Origin of the sequence: Microbacterium sp. W4I4, assembly GCF_030816235.1 — a bacterium.
Taxonomy (GTDB): domain Bacteria; phylum Actinomycetota; class Actinomycetes; order Actinomycetales; family Microbacteriaceae; genus Microbacterium.
Genome location: NZ_JAUSXT010000001.1, coordinates 3,543,399 through 3,557,130, shown reverse-complemented (window position 1 = coordinate 3,557,130; position 13,732 = coordinate 3,543,399). Strand labels below are relative to the sequence as shown.

Sequence of the window (13,732 nt, the reverse complement as noted above, 5' to 3'; positions counted from 1 at the left end):
ACTGTCACTGTGTGCCCTGCACCGGGCCAGTACCCTTCCCTCGATCGAACGGACCACAGTGAAGATCTCCCGCATCGCTCGCATCAGCGCCATCGGCGCCATCGCTGCACTCGCACTCGCCGGCTGCGCCGCGAACGAGCCCAGCACCCCTGCCGGTTCGGACGCTCCGTCCGCCTCCACGCTCGAGGGCACGATCAAGGCGACCGGCGCCTCCTCGCAGACCGCCGCCCAGGAGGCCTGGACCAAGGCCTTCCAGGAGGCGAACACCGGTGCGACCGTCGTCTACGAGCCCACCGGCTCCGGCACCGGCCGCGAGAACTTCCTCTCCGGCGCATCGAACTTCATCGGCTCGGACCGCGCGTTCAACGACGAGGAGATCGCCGCCGGCGGGTTCAAGACCTGCACGGCAGACGACATCGTCGAGGTTCCCGTCTACATCTCGCCCGTCGCTCTCGCGTTCAACCTGGAGGGCGTCGAGACGCTGAACCTGGACGCGACGACCATCGCCTCCATCTTCGCCGGCAAGATCGCCAAGTGGAACGACCCTGCGATCGCCGCGCTCAACCCCGACGCGAAGCTGCCCGACGCCCCGGTCGCCCCGGTGCACCGCTCGGACAAGTCCGGCACCACCGGCACCTTCACCGCCTACCTGCACGCGACCGCGCCCGACGTGTGGACGTGGGAGGACGACGACACCTGGCCGATCCAGTCCGGCGAGTCCGCCCAGCAGACCTCGGGCGTCGCGCAGGCGATCAGCGCAGGTGCCGGCACCATCGGCTACCTCGACGCCTCGCAGATCCCGGACGGCGCCGGACAGGTCCACGTCAAGTCGGGCGACGACTTCGTCGCATACTCCGCTGAGGCCGCCGCGGCACTCGTCGAGAGCGCACCGCTCGCGACCGGCCGTGGCGAGTCCGACATCGTCTTCGACGTCGACCCCGCCAGCGCCGCCAGCGGCTCCTACCCGATCGCCCTGGTCTCCTACGCGATCGGCTGCGTGAACTACGAGGACAAGAACATCGCCACCCTGGTGAAGTCCTACTTCGAGTACATCATCTCCGCAGACGGCCAGAAGGCCGCAGCGGACAACGCGGGCAGCGCGCCGATCTCCGACGCCGTGCGCGAGAAGGCTCAGGCCGCGATCGACCGCATCGTCACCAAGTAGTCCCGCCGATCCCCGGATCGTCGCACAACTGAACAAGCAGACCGTGTCCGCTGCATCGGCCCGCCGGATGATCTCCGGCGGACGACGCAGCGGACACCGTCTGTGCACGACCCTGTCACTGCCGCCCGAGGCAGTGGATCCGAATCGCCCGAATGAGGACCGGAGAAAATGACCACGTCCGCACCAGCCTCGCCGCCCGAAACGCGAACCGACGCCCACCGACCCACCGGTGCCGTCCGGGCCAAGCGACGCGCAGGAGATGTGACGTTCTCAGCGACCGCAGTCGGAGCCGGCATCATCATCCTGGTCGTCCTCGCGGCCGTGGCGGCCTTCCTCATCATCCAGTCGATCCCAGCGTTCACCGAGGATCCCGCCGACAACCAGATCCTCGGCGGGCGGTCCTTCTGGGACTACGTCTGGCCGCTCGTGTTCGGAACCCTGTGGTCCTCGGTGATCGCACTGATCGTCGCGGCACCGATCGCGATCGGAATCGCGCTGTTCATCTCGCACTATGCGCCGCGAGGCTTCGCCGCCGTCCTCGGCTACGTGATCGACCTGCTGGCCGCCGTCCCTTCGGTGGTCTTCGGGCTCTGGGGCGCGCTGACGTTCGCCCCCTTCATCCAGCCCTTCTTCGTGTGGCTTAACACGTACTTCGGCTGGATCCCGCTCTTCGCCGGCACGCCGTCGCCGACAGGCAAGACCCTGCTGACCGCCTCCCTCGTGCTCACCGTGATGATCCTGCCGATCATGACCGCCATCTGCCGCGAGGTTTTCCTGCAGGCTCCGAAGCTGCATGAGGAGGCCGCCCTCGCGCTGGGCGCGACGCGCTGGGAGATGATCCGCATGGCGGTGCTCCCCTTCGCCCGCGGCGGCATGGTCTCCGGCGCGATGCTGGCCCTGGGCCGCGCGCTCGGCGAGACGATGGCCGTGACCATGGTGCTCTCGGTGTCGGGCGTGGTGTCCTTCCAGTTGCTCACCTCCACGAACCCGAGCACCATTCCGGCGAACATCGCCCTGAACTTCCCCGAAGCCCACGACACCGGCGTCAACGCGCTGATCGCCACCGGCCTCATCCTCTTCATCGTGACCTTCGCGGTCAACGCCCTCGCGCGCTGGATCGTCAGCCGCCGCGCCGAGTTCTCGGGAGCGAACTGATATGACCACTGTCGCCACTCCCCCGACCCGCACGATCACTGCCGGACACCTTCCGGCCGCCGCACCCTGGGGTCTCCTCGCGGTCGCGATGGTGATCTCCGGCGTGCTGTTCGCCATCATGAACGTCGGCGGCACGCTGGCCGACTTCAACATCGCCGGCACTCTGTTCGTCGGCATGGTGATCTACATCGCCCTGATCCTCACGATCTCGTCGATCGTGGAGAGCCGCCGTCACGCCGTCGACCGCCTGATGACCGCGCTCGTGTCGACTGCCTTCGTGATCGCGTGCCTTCCGCTGGTATCCGTGCTGTGGACGGTTCTCGCCGATGGGATCGGGCGCTTCGACATCGAGTTCTTCACCTACTCGATGCGCAACATCATCGGTGACGGGGGTGGCGCGCTGCACGCGATCTGGGGCACCGTCCTGATCACGCTTGCGGCGACCGTCGTCTCGGTTCCGATCGGTCTGATGACCTCGATCTACCTGGTCGAGTACGGAAGAGGACGTCTGGCCAAGACGATCACCTTCTTCGTCGACATCATGACCGGCATCCCCTCGATCGTCGCCGGCCTGTTCATCTACGCGGTCTTCGCGCTGATCATGGGTCCCGGTGTCCGCATGGGTCTGATGGGCGCGCTCGCACTGAGCGTGCTGATGATCCCGGTCGTCGTGCGCGGCTCGGAAGAGATGCTCCGCATCGTGCCGAACGAACTGCGCGAGGCCGCGTACGCGCTCGGAGTGCCGAAGTGGCTCACGATCCTGAAGGTCGTGCTCCCCACCTCCATCGCCGGCATCATGACCTCGGTGACGCTGGCCATCGCCCGCGTCATCGGCGAGACCGCGCCGCTGCTGCTCACCGCAGGCTACTTCCAGAGCATGAATCTGAACCTCTTCAAGGATCAGATGATGACGCTTCCTGTCTTCGTGTACACGCAGTACACCAACCCGGGCACCAACCCCGAGGCGGCCTACGGGCGCGCGTGGGCCGCTGCGCTGACGCTGATGCTGATCGTCATGCTGCTGAACCTGATCGCCCGACTGATCGCCAAGTTCCTCGCCCCGAAGATCACCGGGCGCTGACCGCTCCCGACGGTTCCCGAGCCCGAACGTAAGGAAAGCACACAGATGTCCAAGAGCATCGAGACCAATGACCTGAACGTCTACTACGGCGACTTCCTCGCCGTGGAAGACGTCAACATCGACATCCGCCCGCGCAGCGTCACCGCCTTCATCGGCCCCTCGGGCTGCGGCAAGTCGACGTTCCTGCGCACCCTCAACCGCATGCACGAGGTCATCCCCGGCGCCCGCGTGGAGGGCCAGGTGCTCGTCGACGGCAAGGACCTGTACGCCCCTGGTGTCGACCCGGTGCTCGTGCGCCGTCAGATCGGCATGGTGTTCCAGCGGCCGAACCCGTTCCCCACGATGTCGATCCGTGAGAACGTGCTCGCCGGGGTCAAGCTGAACAACCGCCGGATCTCCAAGTCCGACGCCGACGACCTCGTGGAGAAGTCGCTGCAGGGCGCGAACCTGTGGAACGAGGTCAAGGACCGTCTGGAGAAGCCCGGTTCGGGTCTGTCCGGCGGTCAGCAGCAGCGCCTGTGCATCGCACGCGCCATCGCGGTATCCCCGGACATCATCCTCATGGACGAGCCGTGCTCGGCGCTGGACCCGATCTCGACCTTCGCGATCGAGGAGCTGATCGGCGAGCTGAAGAACGAGTACACGGTCGTGATCGTGACGCACAACATGCAGCAGGCCAGCCGTGTGTCCGACAAGACGGCGTTCTTCAACATCGCGGGAACCGGCAAGCCGGGCAAGCTCATCGAGTACGACGACACGGCGACGATCTTCACCACGCCCTCCGTGCAGGCGACCGAGGACTACGTCTCCGGCCGCTTCGGGTGATCTGCGCTCTGCTGACCCGCCAAGACTCCACGGATGTCGGCGGATCCGACGGATGTCGGCCGGAATTCGCGATCTGAGCCGACATCCGTCGTCTGAGCCGACATCCGTAGTTGGAGCGACCTGTCCCGGGGTCGGTCAGCGCGGTGAGAGCAGGAAGGCGTTCAGCTCGGCGGTCAGCGCCGGATCGGATGCCAGCGGTGCGCCGTCCACAGCGGTGATCGCCACCGCGAGGCGGATGCTGGAGACCAGCCACGCGGCATCCGCCGCCGCCAGATCGGATGCCGTGAGCGTGGCGTACCGCGTGCGGAAGCCGCGTGACTCCAGGTGCTCGTACACGCTCAGCTGAGTGGTGCCGTGCAGGATCCCGCCCGACGGCGCCGGCGTGACGAACTCGTCGCCGATGCGCAGGATCAGGGATGCGGTGGGTGCTTCCAGCACGTGCCCGTCGCGCGTGACGAACACCGCGTCATCAGCCCCGCGTCGGTGCGCTTCGCGCAGCGCGGCCATGTTCACGGCGTACGACAGGGTCTTCGCGCCCAGCAGCAGCCACGGCGCGCGCCGTGCGGCATCCAGGTCGTAGCCGCGATCGAGGGTCACGACGCGCACGCCGCCGCGCCGCACGGCGGCGAAGTCGGGCGCGGGAGACGCCGTCGCCCAGGCGGTCGGCGCAGGGCCGTGCTCGACGCCTCGGCTGAGGATCAGCTTGACCACGGCCTCCCCGGCCGGGACCAGTGTCGCCGCGGTCGCCACGGCCTGCCGCCACTGCTCGAGGTTGGGTGCGGGAAGATCGCAGATCTCCGCGGAATGGGCCAGCCGCTGCACGTGCGCCTCGACCTCGTTGGCGTGCCCGTCGATCACGCCGATCGACTCGAACACTCCGTCTCCGCGCTGGGTGCTGAACTCCCCCACGCTGAGCGCGGGGGCCTCGACATCCATCGGCGCGAAGGTGTCGGAATAGTCGTCGCGCGCGTCCGCGGCGTCGACGGGAGTGATCATCAGTGCGAAGCGCTGGGGCATGTCCACAGCTTAGGGCGACGCGGAATACCAGCGCCCGAGAGGCGTTACACTTGATCGGCCGGGCCGCATAACCCCGGGCTCCAAATTCTGCCGCTGCGAGCGGCCTTCCGCCGAGAGGCGTTCTTGCGGTCCGGCTCTTTCATGCCCTGAATCAGGTCAGGGCGCCGCTGCGCCACAGGCCGGCGGCGGCCGACAGGTCGTCTGCGTAACCGCTCAGCCGCAGCGCCCGGCGGGTGAGGTCGCTCGCCCGCCCCGGCTCGGTCGACTCGTAGTCGTCGGCGGTGTGCGTGGCCCCGGAGGCCTGCACCCGGCAGTACGCGGCTGCGCGGTCCAGCGCCACCGAGAAATCTCCCTGGAAGACTCCGCGCAGGATCGTGTCGACCAGCGCGGTGAGCTCATCCGGGCTGGCCGGTGTGGGCGCTCCGGCGATCGCGGCATCCGCCGATCTCAACTCCACACGTCCGCGTTCGTACAGCAGCGCGGCGGTCGCGGAGTCGCTGCGGATCGCGATCTGCAGCAGGTACAGGCGCCACAGCGCCCCCGGCAGCGACCGCGACGGCGCGAGCGACCACAGCTCGGCGATGTCGTCGATCCCGTGTTCGGCGGTGAACGCGATCAAGCGCTCCGTCGTCTCGCCGGTCTCGTCCTGTCGTGCGCGTCGGAGCAGAGCGGATGCCGTCGCGTGCGCGACACGCGACTTCTCGGCCGGGTCGGCGGCGCCGACGAGGTTGTCGAAGGCTGCGGGTGGACGCCGGACGGGACGGTGGAACTGCTCAGGCATCCGTCCAGGGTACGCGTGCTTCAGGCAGTCGGGATGACGATGATCGGATCGCTCGTGGGCGCACCGGTCGGTGATCCGCCCGTCGGCTCGAGGGTCACGGCGATCGCATCGCCGGCCTGCATGTCCCCCGTCAGCAGGGCGGTCGCCTTCCCGTCGACGGTCTCGAACAGCCCGGCGGAGACCGCCTGGTCGCCACGGACGAACCAGAGCTCGTACGTCTTGCCCTTCTCCGGCCGGTCGAGGCCGTCTGTCACGAGCACCGCTTCGCCCAGCTTTCCGGACCAGTGCGCAGTGGCGGTCGCCCCCGACTCCAGGCGCACGGTGGCCTGTGCGGCATCCGATGCGGAACGGATGTCGTCCAGAGCCACGACCGATGCCGGTCGCTGCAGCTGCGAGACGACGATGGTGGTCGCGATGCCGCCGCCGACGAGCAGGACGAGGCACGCCGCGAGCGTGAACATGATGCGCGACCATCGTCGCCGACCGTCTGTGCCGGACGGGGCGGGAACGGTGCGTTCCGAGGGCCCCGTCGCGACGGCGTCTGCGGATGGCGCAGCGGCCCCGGACGGGTCCTGCGCGAGCGTCGAGATCTGCGCGAGCAGCGCCGCACGCAGCGCGGCCGGAGGCTCGATCGGCTCCAGCGTCGCGGCGAGCGCCGCAGCGGCCTCTTCGTCGTGGTCGACCTCGGTCTGCCATTCGGGATGCTCGGACCTCGCGAGAGCGAAGCGCCGCTCGTCGGCCTCGGAGAGCGCGTGCAGGGCATGCCCCGCGGCGAGCTCGTGGAATTCCCGCTCGTTCATGTCGACACCCCCAGTTCGCTGCGCAATCGCGTCAGCCCGTCTCTCATCCTGGTCTTGACCGTTCCCAGCGGTGCCCCGATCATCGCCGCGATCTCGCTCTGGCTGTAACCGCCGTAGTAGGCCAGGATCAGGGCTTCCTGCTGCGCCTCGGGCAATCCGGAGAGCGCTGTGACGACCCTGCTGCCCTCCAGCCGGTCCTCGACCGCCTCCTCCACGACGTTCCTGGCATCCGCGTGGTCCCGCACCCCGACGCGCACGTCTCTGTCGGTGCTGGACTGCGAGGCCCGCACCCTGTCGACGGCCCGGCGGTGCGCGATCGTCAGAATCCACGACCTGCCCTGCCCTCTGTTCGGAGCGAAGCGCGCAGCGGATTGCCAGATCTCCAGGAAGACCTCTTGCAGCACCTCTTCGCTCTGAGAGCGGTTCACCAGGACGCGCAGGATCAGGGCGAACACCCGCGGGGAGAGCAGATCGTAGAGCTCTGCGAAGGCTCGCTGGTCTCCTCCGGCGACGCGGACGAGGAGGTCGGCGGCGCTGTCCCGCGCCGAGCCGTCCTCCGGCACATCCAGGCCGTCGATCACCATCTCCGTAAGCATGCCGCATCCACCACTCTCCTGCTCGACGCCACTCCCGCTGGTGCGATCGAGAATCACTCGTTCTTCGGCTCCGGACATCGGATCGGATTGATTCCCATCCGATCGAGGAGGTGTTCCGAACAACACTCGACGCCGCGGGAAGTCCGCGGCTGCGAACCCCGGAGGTTGAAATGTTCAGCACCAAGAAGAAGATCAGCGCAGCTCTCTCACTCGGCTTCATCGGCGTCCTCGTCCTCGCCGGCTGCTCGATGGGCAGTGGTACGGACTCGCCGTCGAAGGAGCCGAAGGCTCCCGAGACGTCGGAGGCTGCTCCCGAGACCATGGATCCCGCGGCGAACCTCGTCGGCCCGGGTTGCGCGGCATACGCCGAGCAGGTTCCGGACGGCGGCGGCTCGATCCAGGGCATGGCGCAGGATCCGGTGGCCGTGGCCGCATCGAACAACCCGCTTCTGACCACGCTCGTCGCAGCGGTGAGCGGCAAGCTGAACCCTGATGTGAACCTGGTCGACACCCTGAACGGCAGCGAGTTCACCGTGTTCGCGCCGGTGGATGACGCGTTCAAGAAGATCGACCCCGCGACCATCGAGGGCCTGAAGACCGACTCGGCGACGCTCTCGTCGATCCTCACTTACCACGTCGTGCCCGGTCAGATCGCCCCCGCCGACATCGCCGGCATGCACAAGACCGTTCAGGGCGCTGAGCTGGACGTGACCGGCTCGGGCGACTCGTGGAAGGTCAACGACGCGAACATCATCTGCGGTGGCGTGCAGACCGCCAACGCGACCGTCTACCTCATCGACTCGGTGCTGATGCCGCCGGCCGAGTGAGGAACGGGGCGTCGATCAGGATCGATGCCCATAGCCGGGACCGCGGTGGGGAGCGCACGAACCGGCCGAGTGCCCGCCGACGATCGTCGGCGGGCACTTTCCTGTCGCCCTAGACTGGAGGCACGGGCCTCTAGCTCAGTCGGCAGAGCATCGGACTTTTAATCCGCGGGTCGTGGGTTCGAGCCCCACGGGGCCCACCGTATGTCCTCAGTGCTGCACGCGCAGGACGATCTTGCCGCGCGTGCGGCCGGTCTCACCGGACTGGTGGGCGCGCGCGGCATCCGCGAGTTCGAAGACCTCTGCGACCTCGACTACGACTTCGTGACGTGCGAGCATGCCGGCGATGGCCGTCATTCCGGCTCCGTCTGGCTCGACGAGGAATGCCGACGTCCGCACCCCGGCCTCTGCGGCCGCCTTCACCACCGGCGCCGAGACGCCCCCGGGGACGGCGACGAGGATTCCGCCGGCGCGCAGCGTGCTGACCGCGCGGCGCGTGGTGTCATCGGGTCCGCCTCCGACGAGTTCGATCACGGCATCGGCTCCACTGATCTCGTCCTCGAAACGCGTCTGCGTGTAGTCGACGACCTCCGCTGCGCCGTGAGCGCGGAGCCACTCGTGGTGACGAGCACTCGCGACGGCGATCACCCGCGCGCCGAGCTGATGGGCGAACTGCACGGCGAAGTGGCCGACGCCCCCGGCTGCGGCGGTGACGACCACCGTCTGCCCGGACTGCACGTGGGCGGTGTCGACCAGGGCCTGCCACGCAGTCAATGCGGCCAGCGGTACGGCCGCGGCCTCCTCGAACGACAGACCCTCGGGCATCTTCACGAACTGACGCGAGGGCGCGGTGACGTACTGCGCGTACGCTCCGGCCGAGCGCGGGAACCAGGGCATCCCGAACACACGATCGCCCACGGCCAGCGTGGTGACTCCGAACCCGACCTCTTCGACGACGCCCGCGACATCCCAGCCCAGGATGAAGGGCGGCTCGCCCAGCACGCCTGCCATGCCGGATCCTGCGCGGGTCTTCCAATCGACCGGGTTCACACCGGCCGCCTCGACTCGGACGAGGACCTCGGTGGCCAGCGGGCGAGGGCGCGGGGCTTCCCCGAGGGTGAGGACGTCCGGTCCGCCGAAGGCGTTCTGGGTGATGACGGTCATGGTCCGCGCAGGGGATTCGCTGTTCATGTGATGAGTCTCACGCCTCGATGGAGACGACAGAAGTGGCCCGCCGGCCACGAGCCGCATGATTCCAGCCAGTTTGTGCACCTCCTGTGATCCCGCATAGTCCGATGGGTACGCTGAAGGACATGACTCATCGCGTCGTCGTCCTCGCCCTGGACTCCGTCATCGCCTTCGACCTCGGCATCACGTCTCGCGTGCTCAACGAGGCACTGGGCGAGAACGGCGAGCGGCTCTATGAGGTCGTCACGTGCACGATCGGCGGCCGCCCGGTGCGCACCGATACCGATCTGCTGCTGGCCGCCGCCCATGACGAGCACGCGCTGGCGACAGCAGACACGGTCGTGATCGCGACCCAGGAGCCGACCGGTCGGCTCCTGCACGAAGGCGTCCTCGATCCCGAGCTCGCCGCCGCCCTCGCGCTCATCCCGGCGCATGCGCGCATTGTCAGCCTGTGCACCTCGGCGTTCATCCTCGCCGCAGCCGGACTCCTGGACGGACTCACGGCGACCACCCACTGGGCCCATGTGTCACGATTCCGCAGCCTCTTCCCGGCCGTCCGCCTCGACCCCGATGTGCTCTTCGTGGACTCCGGGCGCATCCTCACCGGCGCGGGCGGTGCCGCCGGCGTGGATCTGCTCCTGCATCTCGTGCGCCGTGACCACGGCTCGGCGGTGGCGAACACGGCCGCACGGCATTGCGTCGCAGCCCCGTGGCGCGACGGGGGCCAGGCACAGTTCCTGGAGCTGCCCACACCACCGGCGGCCGACAGCAGCACGGCCCCTGCACGCGCCTGGGCCCTGGAGAATCTCGCAGAGCCGCTGCCACTGGAGGCGCTGGCCGCGACGTCGAGAATGAGCGTGCGCACATTCACGCGACGCTTCCGGGCCGAGACGGGCCTGAGCCCCGCACGCTGGCTGACGCAGCAGCGACTCGACCGGGCACGGTGGCTGCTGGAGTCCTCGGACACGCCCGTGGAGCAGCTGGCGACCGCGGTCGGCTTCGGCGACCCCGCCGTGCTGCGTCGCCATTTCGCCGCCACCTTCGGCGTCTCGCCGTCTCGCTACCGGCGCACGTTCCGCTCGCAGGAGCGGAACGTCTCGGAAGATCGCGTCGACGCGGAACTCGTGGCGGCATCCTGACCTGCCTTCTGCAGGACACCGGCGGGTGTGGGAGGATTCGGACGCGACCCGAGTGACCGGCACGCGAGGATCCGCGGAGGAGACATGACGACCCTGGACGAGGCACTCGGCCTTCTCGACGGCTGGCCGGTGGACAATGCGGCGGCCGCGGTGATCGCATTCGACGGCACGATTCTCGCCTCACACGGCGACACCGACCGGCCCTACCGGCTGGCATCGGTGACCAAGCCGCTCACGGCATACGCCGTTCTCGTCGCGATCGAGGAGGGCGTGTTCGCGCTGGACACGCCCGCCGGACCCGAAGGATCCACCGTTCGGCACCTGCTGGCGCACGCCTCCGGCCTGGACATGACCGAGGACCGTGTGAGGGCCGCCCCCGGCACCCGGCGCATCTACTCCAACCGCGGCTTCGACGCGCTGGCCGATGCCGTCCTCGAGCACTCGGGCATCGCGTTCTCGACCTATCTCGACGAGGCCGTGCTCGCACCGCTCGGCATGGCGTCCTCGCGGCTGGAGGGCTCGGCCGCCGCGGATGCGGTCTCGACCGCCGCCGATCTGTCGCGCTTCGCGGCCGAGCTGCAGCGTCCGACACTCCTCGCACCAGAGACGCTCGCCGCCGCGACCCGGGTCGCGTTCCCCGGGCTGGACGGCGTCCTGCCCGGTTACGGCTCGCAGCGCCCGAACGACTGGGGTCTCGGCTTCGAGCTGCGCGACGGCAAGAGTCCGCACTGGACCTCGGCGGCGAACTCCCCCGCCACGTTCGGACACTTCGGACAGAGTGGCACGTTCCTCTGGGTCGACCCGCAGGCACAGGTCGCGTGCGTGGTTCTCGCCGACCGGGATTTCGGGGCGTGGGCGATCGAGGCGTGGCCGCCGCTGTCGGATGCCGTGCTGGCGGCGCTGCCGACCGGACGTTAAGCGCCGCGCGCCCGATGCCGTCGCACGGCGTCCCGGTTCGCGCAGCGCACCGAGCAGTAGCGCTGACGCCCGTTCCGGGTGACGTCGACGACCACGTTCTCGCACGGTGAGGCCGCACATCGTCCGATCCGGTGCATGCCGCGTTCCGTGAGGTGCAGTGCCGTTCCGACGCTGAAGATCGCCTCCAGCACGTCGGGAAGTGACCGGAGCCGCTCGGCGCGGTAGTGCAGGTGCCAGCCTTCCTCGTCGTGGTCGGTCAGCTGCGGGTACGCGGCCGCCGCCGCCATCTGGGCGTTCAGGGCTGCAGCGCGGGCCGTGTCGTCAGGTGCATCCACCACGCCGAGCCAGGCCTCCAGGACCGCGCGGGAGCGCTCGTGATCACCGGGCATCGGATCGAACGCCATCGTCATCCCGAAGTCTCGGGTGCGCTGCTCGATCCCTTCCCGATCGGTCGGCCAGTCGTTGGCCAGAGATGCCGCGAGCAGGACCGCGTACTCGCCGTAAGGGTTGAGATGCATAAGAGCATTACATCATCGTGGAGACATGACCGCATCGCACACTCTTCCGATCAGCATCCCGAGCCCGCAGCTGCTGCACGAGCACGCGTGGATCAGTGAGTCCTCGCACCGCACCTCGGCCGGCGAAGTCGTCTACGTGCGCTGCGTCGGATGCGGCGCCCGACGCGTGGACCTGCGCGGCGCCGGCAGCCTGCCTCCGACAGCGCAGAGCCACATCGCGTGTGCCGATTAAAGGCCGATCAGAGGATGCCGGGATACGCCCCGCCGTCGATGAGCAGACTCTGCCCGGTGATGTAGCCCGCCTGCTGCGAGCACAGGAACGCGCACGCCGCGCCGAACTCCGCGGGGTCGCCGAAGCGCCCGGCGGGGATCTTCTCGGCGCCCTCCGCACTCACCGTCTCGGCGGCGATGCCGCGATCCGCGGCCTCCCGCGCATGCAGCGAGCGCAGCCGGCCGGTGGCGAAGTAGCCGGGCATCATGAAGTTGATCGTGACGTTCGCGTGCGCGACATCCCGCGCGACGCCGGCGAGGAAGCCGGTGAGTCCCGCGCGCGCACCGCTGGACAGGTCCAGACCCGCGATCGGCATCTTCACCGAGAACGAGGTGATGTTCACGATCCGCCCGAAGCGACGCTCGATCATGCCGTCGATCACGCGCTGGACGAGCTCGATGGGCGTGGCCATGTTCGCCGTGACTCCGGCGAGGAGAGCATCCCGATCGACCTCGCGGAAGTCGCGGAACGGCGGACCTCCGTTGTTGTTGACCAGGATGTCGACCTGCGGCACTGCGTCGACGAGCGCCTGCTGCACCGCGGCATCCGACACGTCGCCCGGCACGGCGATCACCTCGGAGCCGGTCTCACGACGCAGCTGTTCCGCGGCCTTCCCGAGCGTCGCCGCGTCCCGGCCGTTCATGACCACCGTCGCACCGGCCGCGGCGAGCTGTGCGGCGCAGGCGTAGCCCAGCCCGGCGCTCGACGCCGTGACGACCGCGAATCTTCCCTTGAGTCCCAGGTCCATGCGCCGATTCTCCTCTCCTTCGCACCGCGGTCAGCGCGGCACGTCCACCACACGCTCGATGCCCGTCACGGATGCGGTGACGGTACCACCGGATGCCGCGGCGACCTCGGCCTGCAGTCCAGCGGTGCCCTCCGCCGGACTCCAGACCTCGAATACGGCATCGGACTCGTAGCGCGCTTCGCCCAGAACGGCGCCGCTGCGATGCGTCCAGTCGCGCAGGAGGTTGTCGAAGCGGCCGGCGTCGGCGTGCGGCACGGCGATGGTCAGCTGTGCGAGCACCCGGCGATCGACGAGGGATGCCTGATCCAGCGCCTCGGAGACCGCGGACGAGTACGCCCGCACCAGTCCCCCGGCACCCAGCTTGATGCCGCCGAAGTAGCGCGTGACGACGGCGACCACATCGGTGAGCTCGCGCCTGCGCAGCACCTCGAGCATCGGCATCCCCGCTGTGCCGGAGGGCTCTCCATCGTCGGAGGAGCGCGCGCGGTCGCCGTCCAGGCCCGTCACCTGCGCACTGCAGTTGTGCCTGGCATCCCAGTACCGTTTGCGGATGGCCGCGATCGTCTCGTCGGCCTGCTCGGGCGACACGACCGGCGCGATGTGCGTGAGGAATCGCGACTTGCGGATCACGAGCTCGTGCTCGACGGCCGCGGCGATCGTCGAGGGGCGGGTGGGCTGCGGCACCCCCTCAGGCTACGCGAGCGCT

At 68.8% G+C, this 13,732-nt stretch carries 16 protein-coding genes and 1 tRNA gene; 9 read left to right on the top strand and 8 right to left on the bottom strand.

Annotation, left to right across the window (positions count from 1 at the left end; genetic code table 11):
- The first annotated feature begins 58 nt into the window (after window positions 1-58).
- The 4 genes from QF046_RS16870 (at window position 59) to pstB (ending at window position 4,226) form a co-directional block, all read left to right on the top strand.
- A complete protein-coding gene (locus QF046_RS16870) occupies window positions 59-1,165 on the top strand; it encodes a phosphate ABC transporter substrate-binding protein PstS (RefSeq protein WP_307372027.1) in 1,107 nt (368 codons plus the stop codon).
- Window positions 1,166-1,333: 168 nt separating this feature from the next.
- Window positions 1,334-2,320, top strand: coding sequence for a phosphate ABC transporter permease subunit PstC (gene pstC, locus QF046_RS16865; protein WP_307372025.1), 987 nt, complete (start codon window positions 1,334-1,336; stop codon window positions 2,318-2,320).
- Between the two features lies 1 nt (window position 2,321).
- On the top strand, window positions 2,322-3,401 hold the full coding sequence (gene pstA, locus QF046_RS16860) for a phosphate ABC transporter permease PstA (RefSeq protein ID WP_307372023.1): 1,080 nt from the start codon (window positions 2,322-2,324) through the stop codon (window positions 3,399-3,401).
- A gap of 45 nt (window positions 3,402-3,446) precedes the next feature.
- On the top strand, window positions 3,447-4,226 hold the full coding sequence (gene pstB, locus QF046_RS16855) for a phosphate ABC transporter ATP-binding protein PstB (protein WP_307372022.1): 780 nt from the start codon (window positions 3,447-3,449) through the stop codon (window positions 4,224-4,226).
- A 135-nt stretch (window positions 4,227-4,361) separates the two neighbouring features.
- Here pstB and QF046_RS16850 read toward each other — a convergent pair whose 3' ends face one another.
- From QF046_RS16850 to sigK, 4 genes are all read right to left on the bottom strand, one after another.
- Window positions 4,362-5,243: an aminodeoxychorismate lyase gene (locus tag QF046_RS16850; protein WP_307372021.1), complete on the bottom strand. Its 882-nt coding sequence runs from the start codon at window positions 5,241-5,243 to the stop codon at window positions 4,362-4,364.
- A 151-nt stretch (window positions 5,244-5,394) separates the two neighbouring features.
- Entirely contained in the window at window positions 5,395-6,024 is a 630-nt protein-coding gene (locus QF046_RS16845) for a DNA-directed RNA polymerase subunit beta (RefSeq protein ID WP_307372019.1), read from the bottom strand.
- 20 nt (window positions 6,025-6,044) lie between these two features.
- Window positions 6,045-6,824: an anti-sigma factor gene (locus QF046_RS16840; protein ID WP_307372017.1), complete on the bottom strand. Its 780-nt coding sequence runs from the start codon at window positions 6,822-6,824 to the stop codon at window positions 6,045-6,047.
- Window positions 6,821-7,420 carry an ECF RNA polymerase sigma factor SigK gene (gene sigK, locus QF046_RS16835; protein ID WP_307372014.1) on the bottom strand — a complete coding sequence of 200 codons (600 nt, stop codon included), beginning with the start codon at window positions 7,418-7,420 and terminating at the stop codon, window positions 6,821-6,823. The genes QF046_RS16840 and sigK overlap by 4 nt, the downstream gene beginning before the upstream one ends.
- Window positions 7,421-7,590: 170 nt before the next feature.
- Here sigK and QF046_RS16830 point away from each other — a divergent pair, with 170 nt between their 5' ends.
- Entirely contained in the window at window positions 7,591-8,247 is a 657-nt protein-coding gene (locus QF046_RS16830) for a fasciclin domain-containing protein (RefSeq protein ID WP_307372012.1), read from the top strand.
- A gap of 124 nt (window positions 8,248-8,371) precedes the next feature.
- Window positions 8,372-8,444 (top strand) — tRNA-Lys (locus QF046_RS16825).
- A 10-nt stretch (window positions 8,445-8,454) separates the two neighbouring features.
- Here the strand turns inward: QF046_RS16825 and QF046_RS16820 are convergent.
- Window positions 8,455-9,435: an NADP-dependent oxidoreductase gene (locus tag QF046_RS16820; RefSeq protein WP_307372011.1), complete on the bottom strand. Its 981-nt coding sequence runs from the start codon at window positions 9,433-9,435 to the stop codon at window positions 8,455-8,457.
- 122 nt (window positions 9,436-9,557) lie between these two features.
- On the opposite strand from QF046_RS16820, the gene QF046_RS16815 reads away from it, so the two are divergent.
- Together QF046_RS16815 and QF046_RS16810 are read left to right on the top strand one after the other, a co-directional pair.
- On the top strand, window positions 9,558-10,571 hold the full coding sequence (locus QF046_RS16815; RefSeq protein ID WP_307372010.1) for a GlxA family transcriptional regulator: 1,014 nt from the start codon (window positions 9,558-9,560) through the stop codon (window positions 10,569-10,571).
- Window positions 10,572-10,655: 84 nt separating this feature from the next.
- Window positions 10,656-11,489, top strand: coding sequence for a serine hydrolase (locus tag QF046_RS16810; protein WP_307372008.1), 834 nt, complete (start codon window positions 10,656-10,658; stop codon window positions 11,487-11,489).
- Here the strand turns inward: QF046_RS16810 and QF046_RS16805 are convergent.
- Window positions 11,486-12,007: a CGNR zinc finger domain-containing protein gene (locus QF046_RS16805; RefSeq protein WP_307372007.1), complete on the bottom strand. Its 522-nt coding sequence runs from the start codon at window positions 12,005-12,007 to the stop codon at window positions 11,486-11,488. The genes QF046_RS16810 and QF046_RS16805 overlap by 4 nt on opposite strands.
- Window positions 12,008-12,032: 25 nt before the next feature.
- Between QF046_RS16805 and QF046_RS16800 the strand changes: the two genes are divergently transcribed.
- Window positions 12,033-12,239: a hypothetical protein gene (locus tag QF046_RS16800; protein ID WP_307372006.1), complete on the top strand. Its 207-nt coding sequence runs from the start codon at window positions 12,033-12,035 to the stop codon at window positions 12,237-12,239.
- A 7-nt stretch (window positions 12,240-12,246) separates the two neighbouring features.
- On the opposite strand, the gene QF046_RS16795 is transcribed toward QF046_RS16800, so the two are convergent.
- Window positions 12,247-13,026, bottom strand: coding sequence for an SDR family oxidoreductase (locus QF046_RS16795; protein WP_307372005.1), 780 nt, complete (start codon window positions 13,024-13,026; stop codon window positions 12,247-12,249).
- Window positions 13,027-13,056: 30 nt separating this feature from the next.
- On the bottom strand, window positions 13,057-13,710 hold the full coding sequence (locus QF046_RS16790) for a YigZ family protein (RefSeq protein WP_307372004.1): 654 nt from the start codon (window positions 13,708-13,710) through the stop codon (window positions 13,057-13,059).
- Window positions 13,711-13,732: the final 22 nt, after the last annotated feature.

What these genes read in the sequence shown, in the direction of transcription:
- QF046_RS16810 (WP_307372008.1), top strand. Translation starts at nt 10,656, where the DNA reads ATGACGACCCTGGACGAGGCACTCGGCCTTCTCGACGGCTGGCCGGTG.
- pstC (WP_307372025.1), top strand. Translation starts at nt 1,334, where the DNA reads ATGACCACGTCCGCACCAGCCTCGCCGCCCGAAACGCGAACCGACGCC.
- QF046_RS16805 (WP_307372007.1), bottom strand. Translation starts at nt 12,007, where the DNA reads ATGCATCTCAACCCTTACGGCGAGTACGCGGTCCTGCTCGCGGCATCT.
- QF046_RS16845 (WP_307372019.1), bottom strand. Translation starts at nt 6,024, where the DNA reads ATGCCTGAGCAGTTCCACCGTCCCGTCCGGCGTCCACCCGCAGCCTTC.
- QF046_RS16815 (WP_307372010.1), top strand. Translation starts at nt 9,558, where the DNA reads ATGACTCATCGCGTCGTCGTCCTCGCCCTGGACTCCGTCATCGCCTTC.
- QF046_RS16840 (WP_307372017.1), bottom strand. Translation starts at nt 6,824, where the DNA reads ATGAACGAGCGGGAATTCCACGAGCTCGCCGCGGGGCATGCCCTGCAC.
- QF046_RS16800 (WP_307372006.1), top strand. Translation starts at nt 12,033, where the DNA reads ATGACCGCATCGCACACTCTTCCGATCAGCATCCCGAGCCCGCAGCTG.
- pstB (WP_307372022.1), top strand. Translation starts at nt 3,447, where the DNA reads ATGTCCAAGAGCATCGAGACCAATGACCTGAACGTCTACTACGGCGAC.
- QF046_RS16830 (WP_307372012.1), top strand. Translation starts at nt 7,591, where the DNA reads ATGTTCAGCACCAAGAAGAAGATCAGCGCAGCTCTCTCACTCGGCTTC.
- pstA (WP_307372023.1), top strand. Translation starts at nt 2,322, where the DNA reads ATGACCACTGTCGCCACTCCCCCGACCCGCACGATCACTGCCGGACAC.
- sigK (WP_307372014.1), bottom strand. Translation starts at nt 7,420, where the DNA reads ATGCTTACGGAGATGGTGATCGACGGCCTGGATGTGCCGGAGGACGGC.
- QF046_RS16795 (WP_307372005.1), bottom strand. Translation starts at nt 13,026, where the DNA reads ATGGACCTGGGACTCAAGGGAAGATTCGCGGTCGTCACGGCGTCGAGC.
- QF046_RS16820 (WP_307372011.1), bottom strand. Translation starts at nt 9,435, where the DNA reads ATGAACAGCGAATCCCCTGCGCGGACCATGACCGTCATCACCCAGAAC.
- QF046_RS16850 (WP_307372021.1), bottom strand. Translation starts at nt 5,243, where the DNA reads ATGCCCCAGCGCTTCGCACTGATGATCACTCCCGTCGACGCCGCGGAC.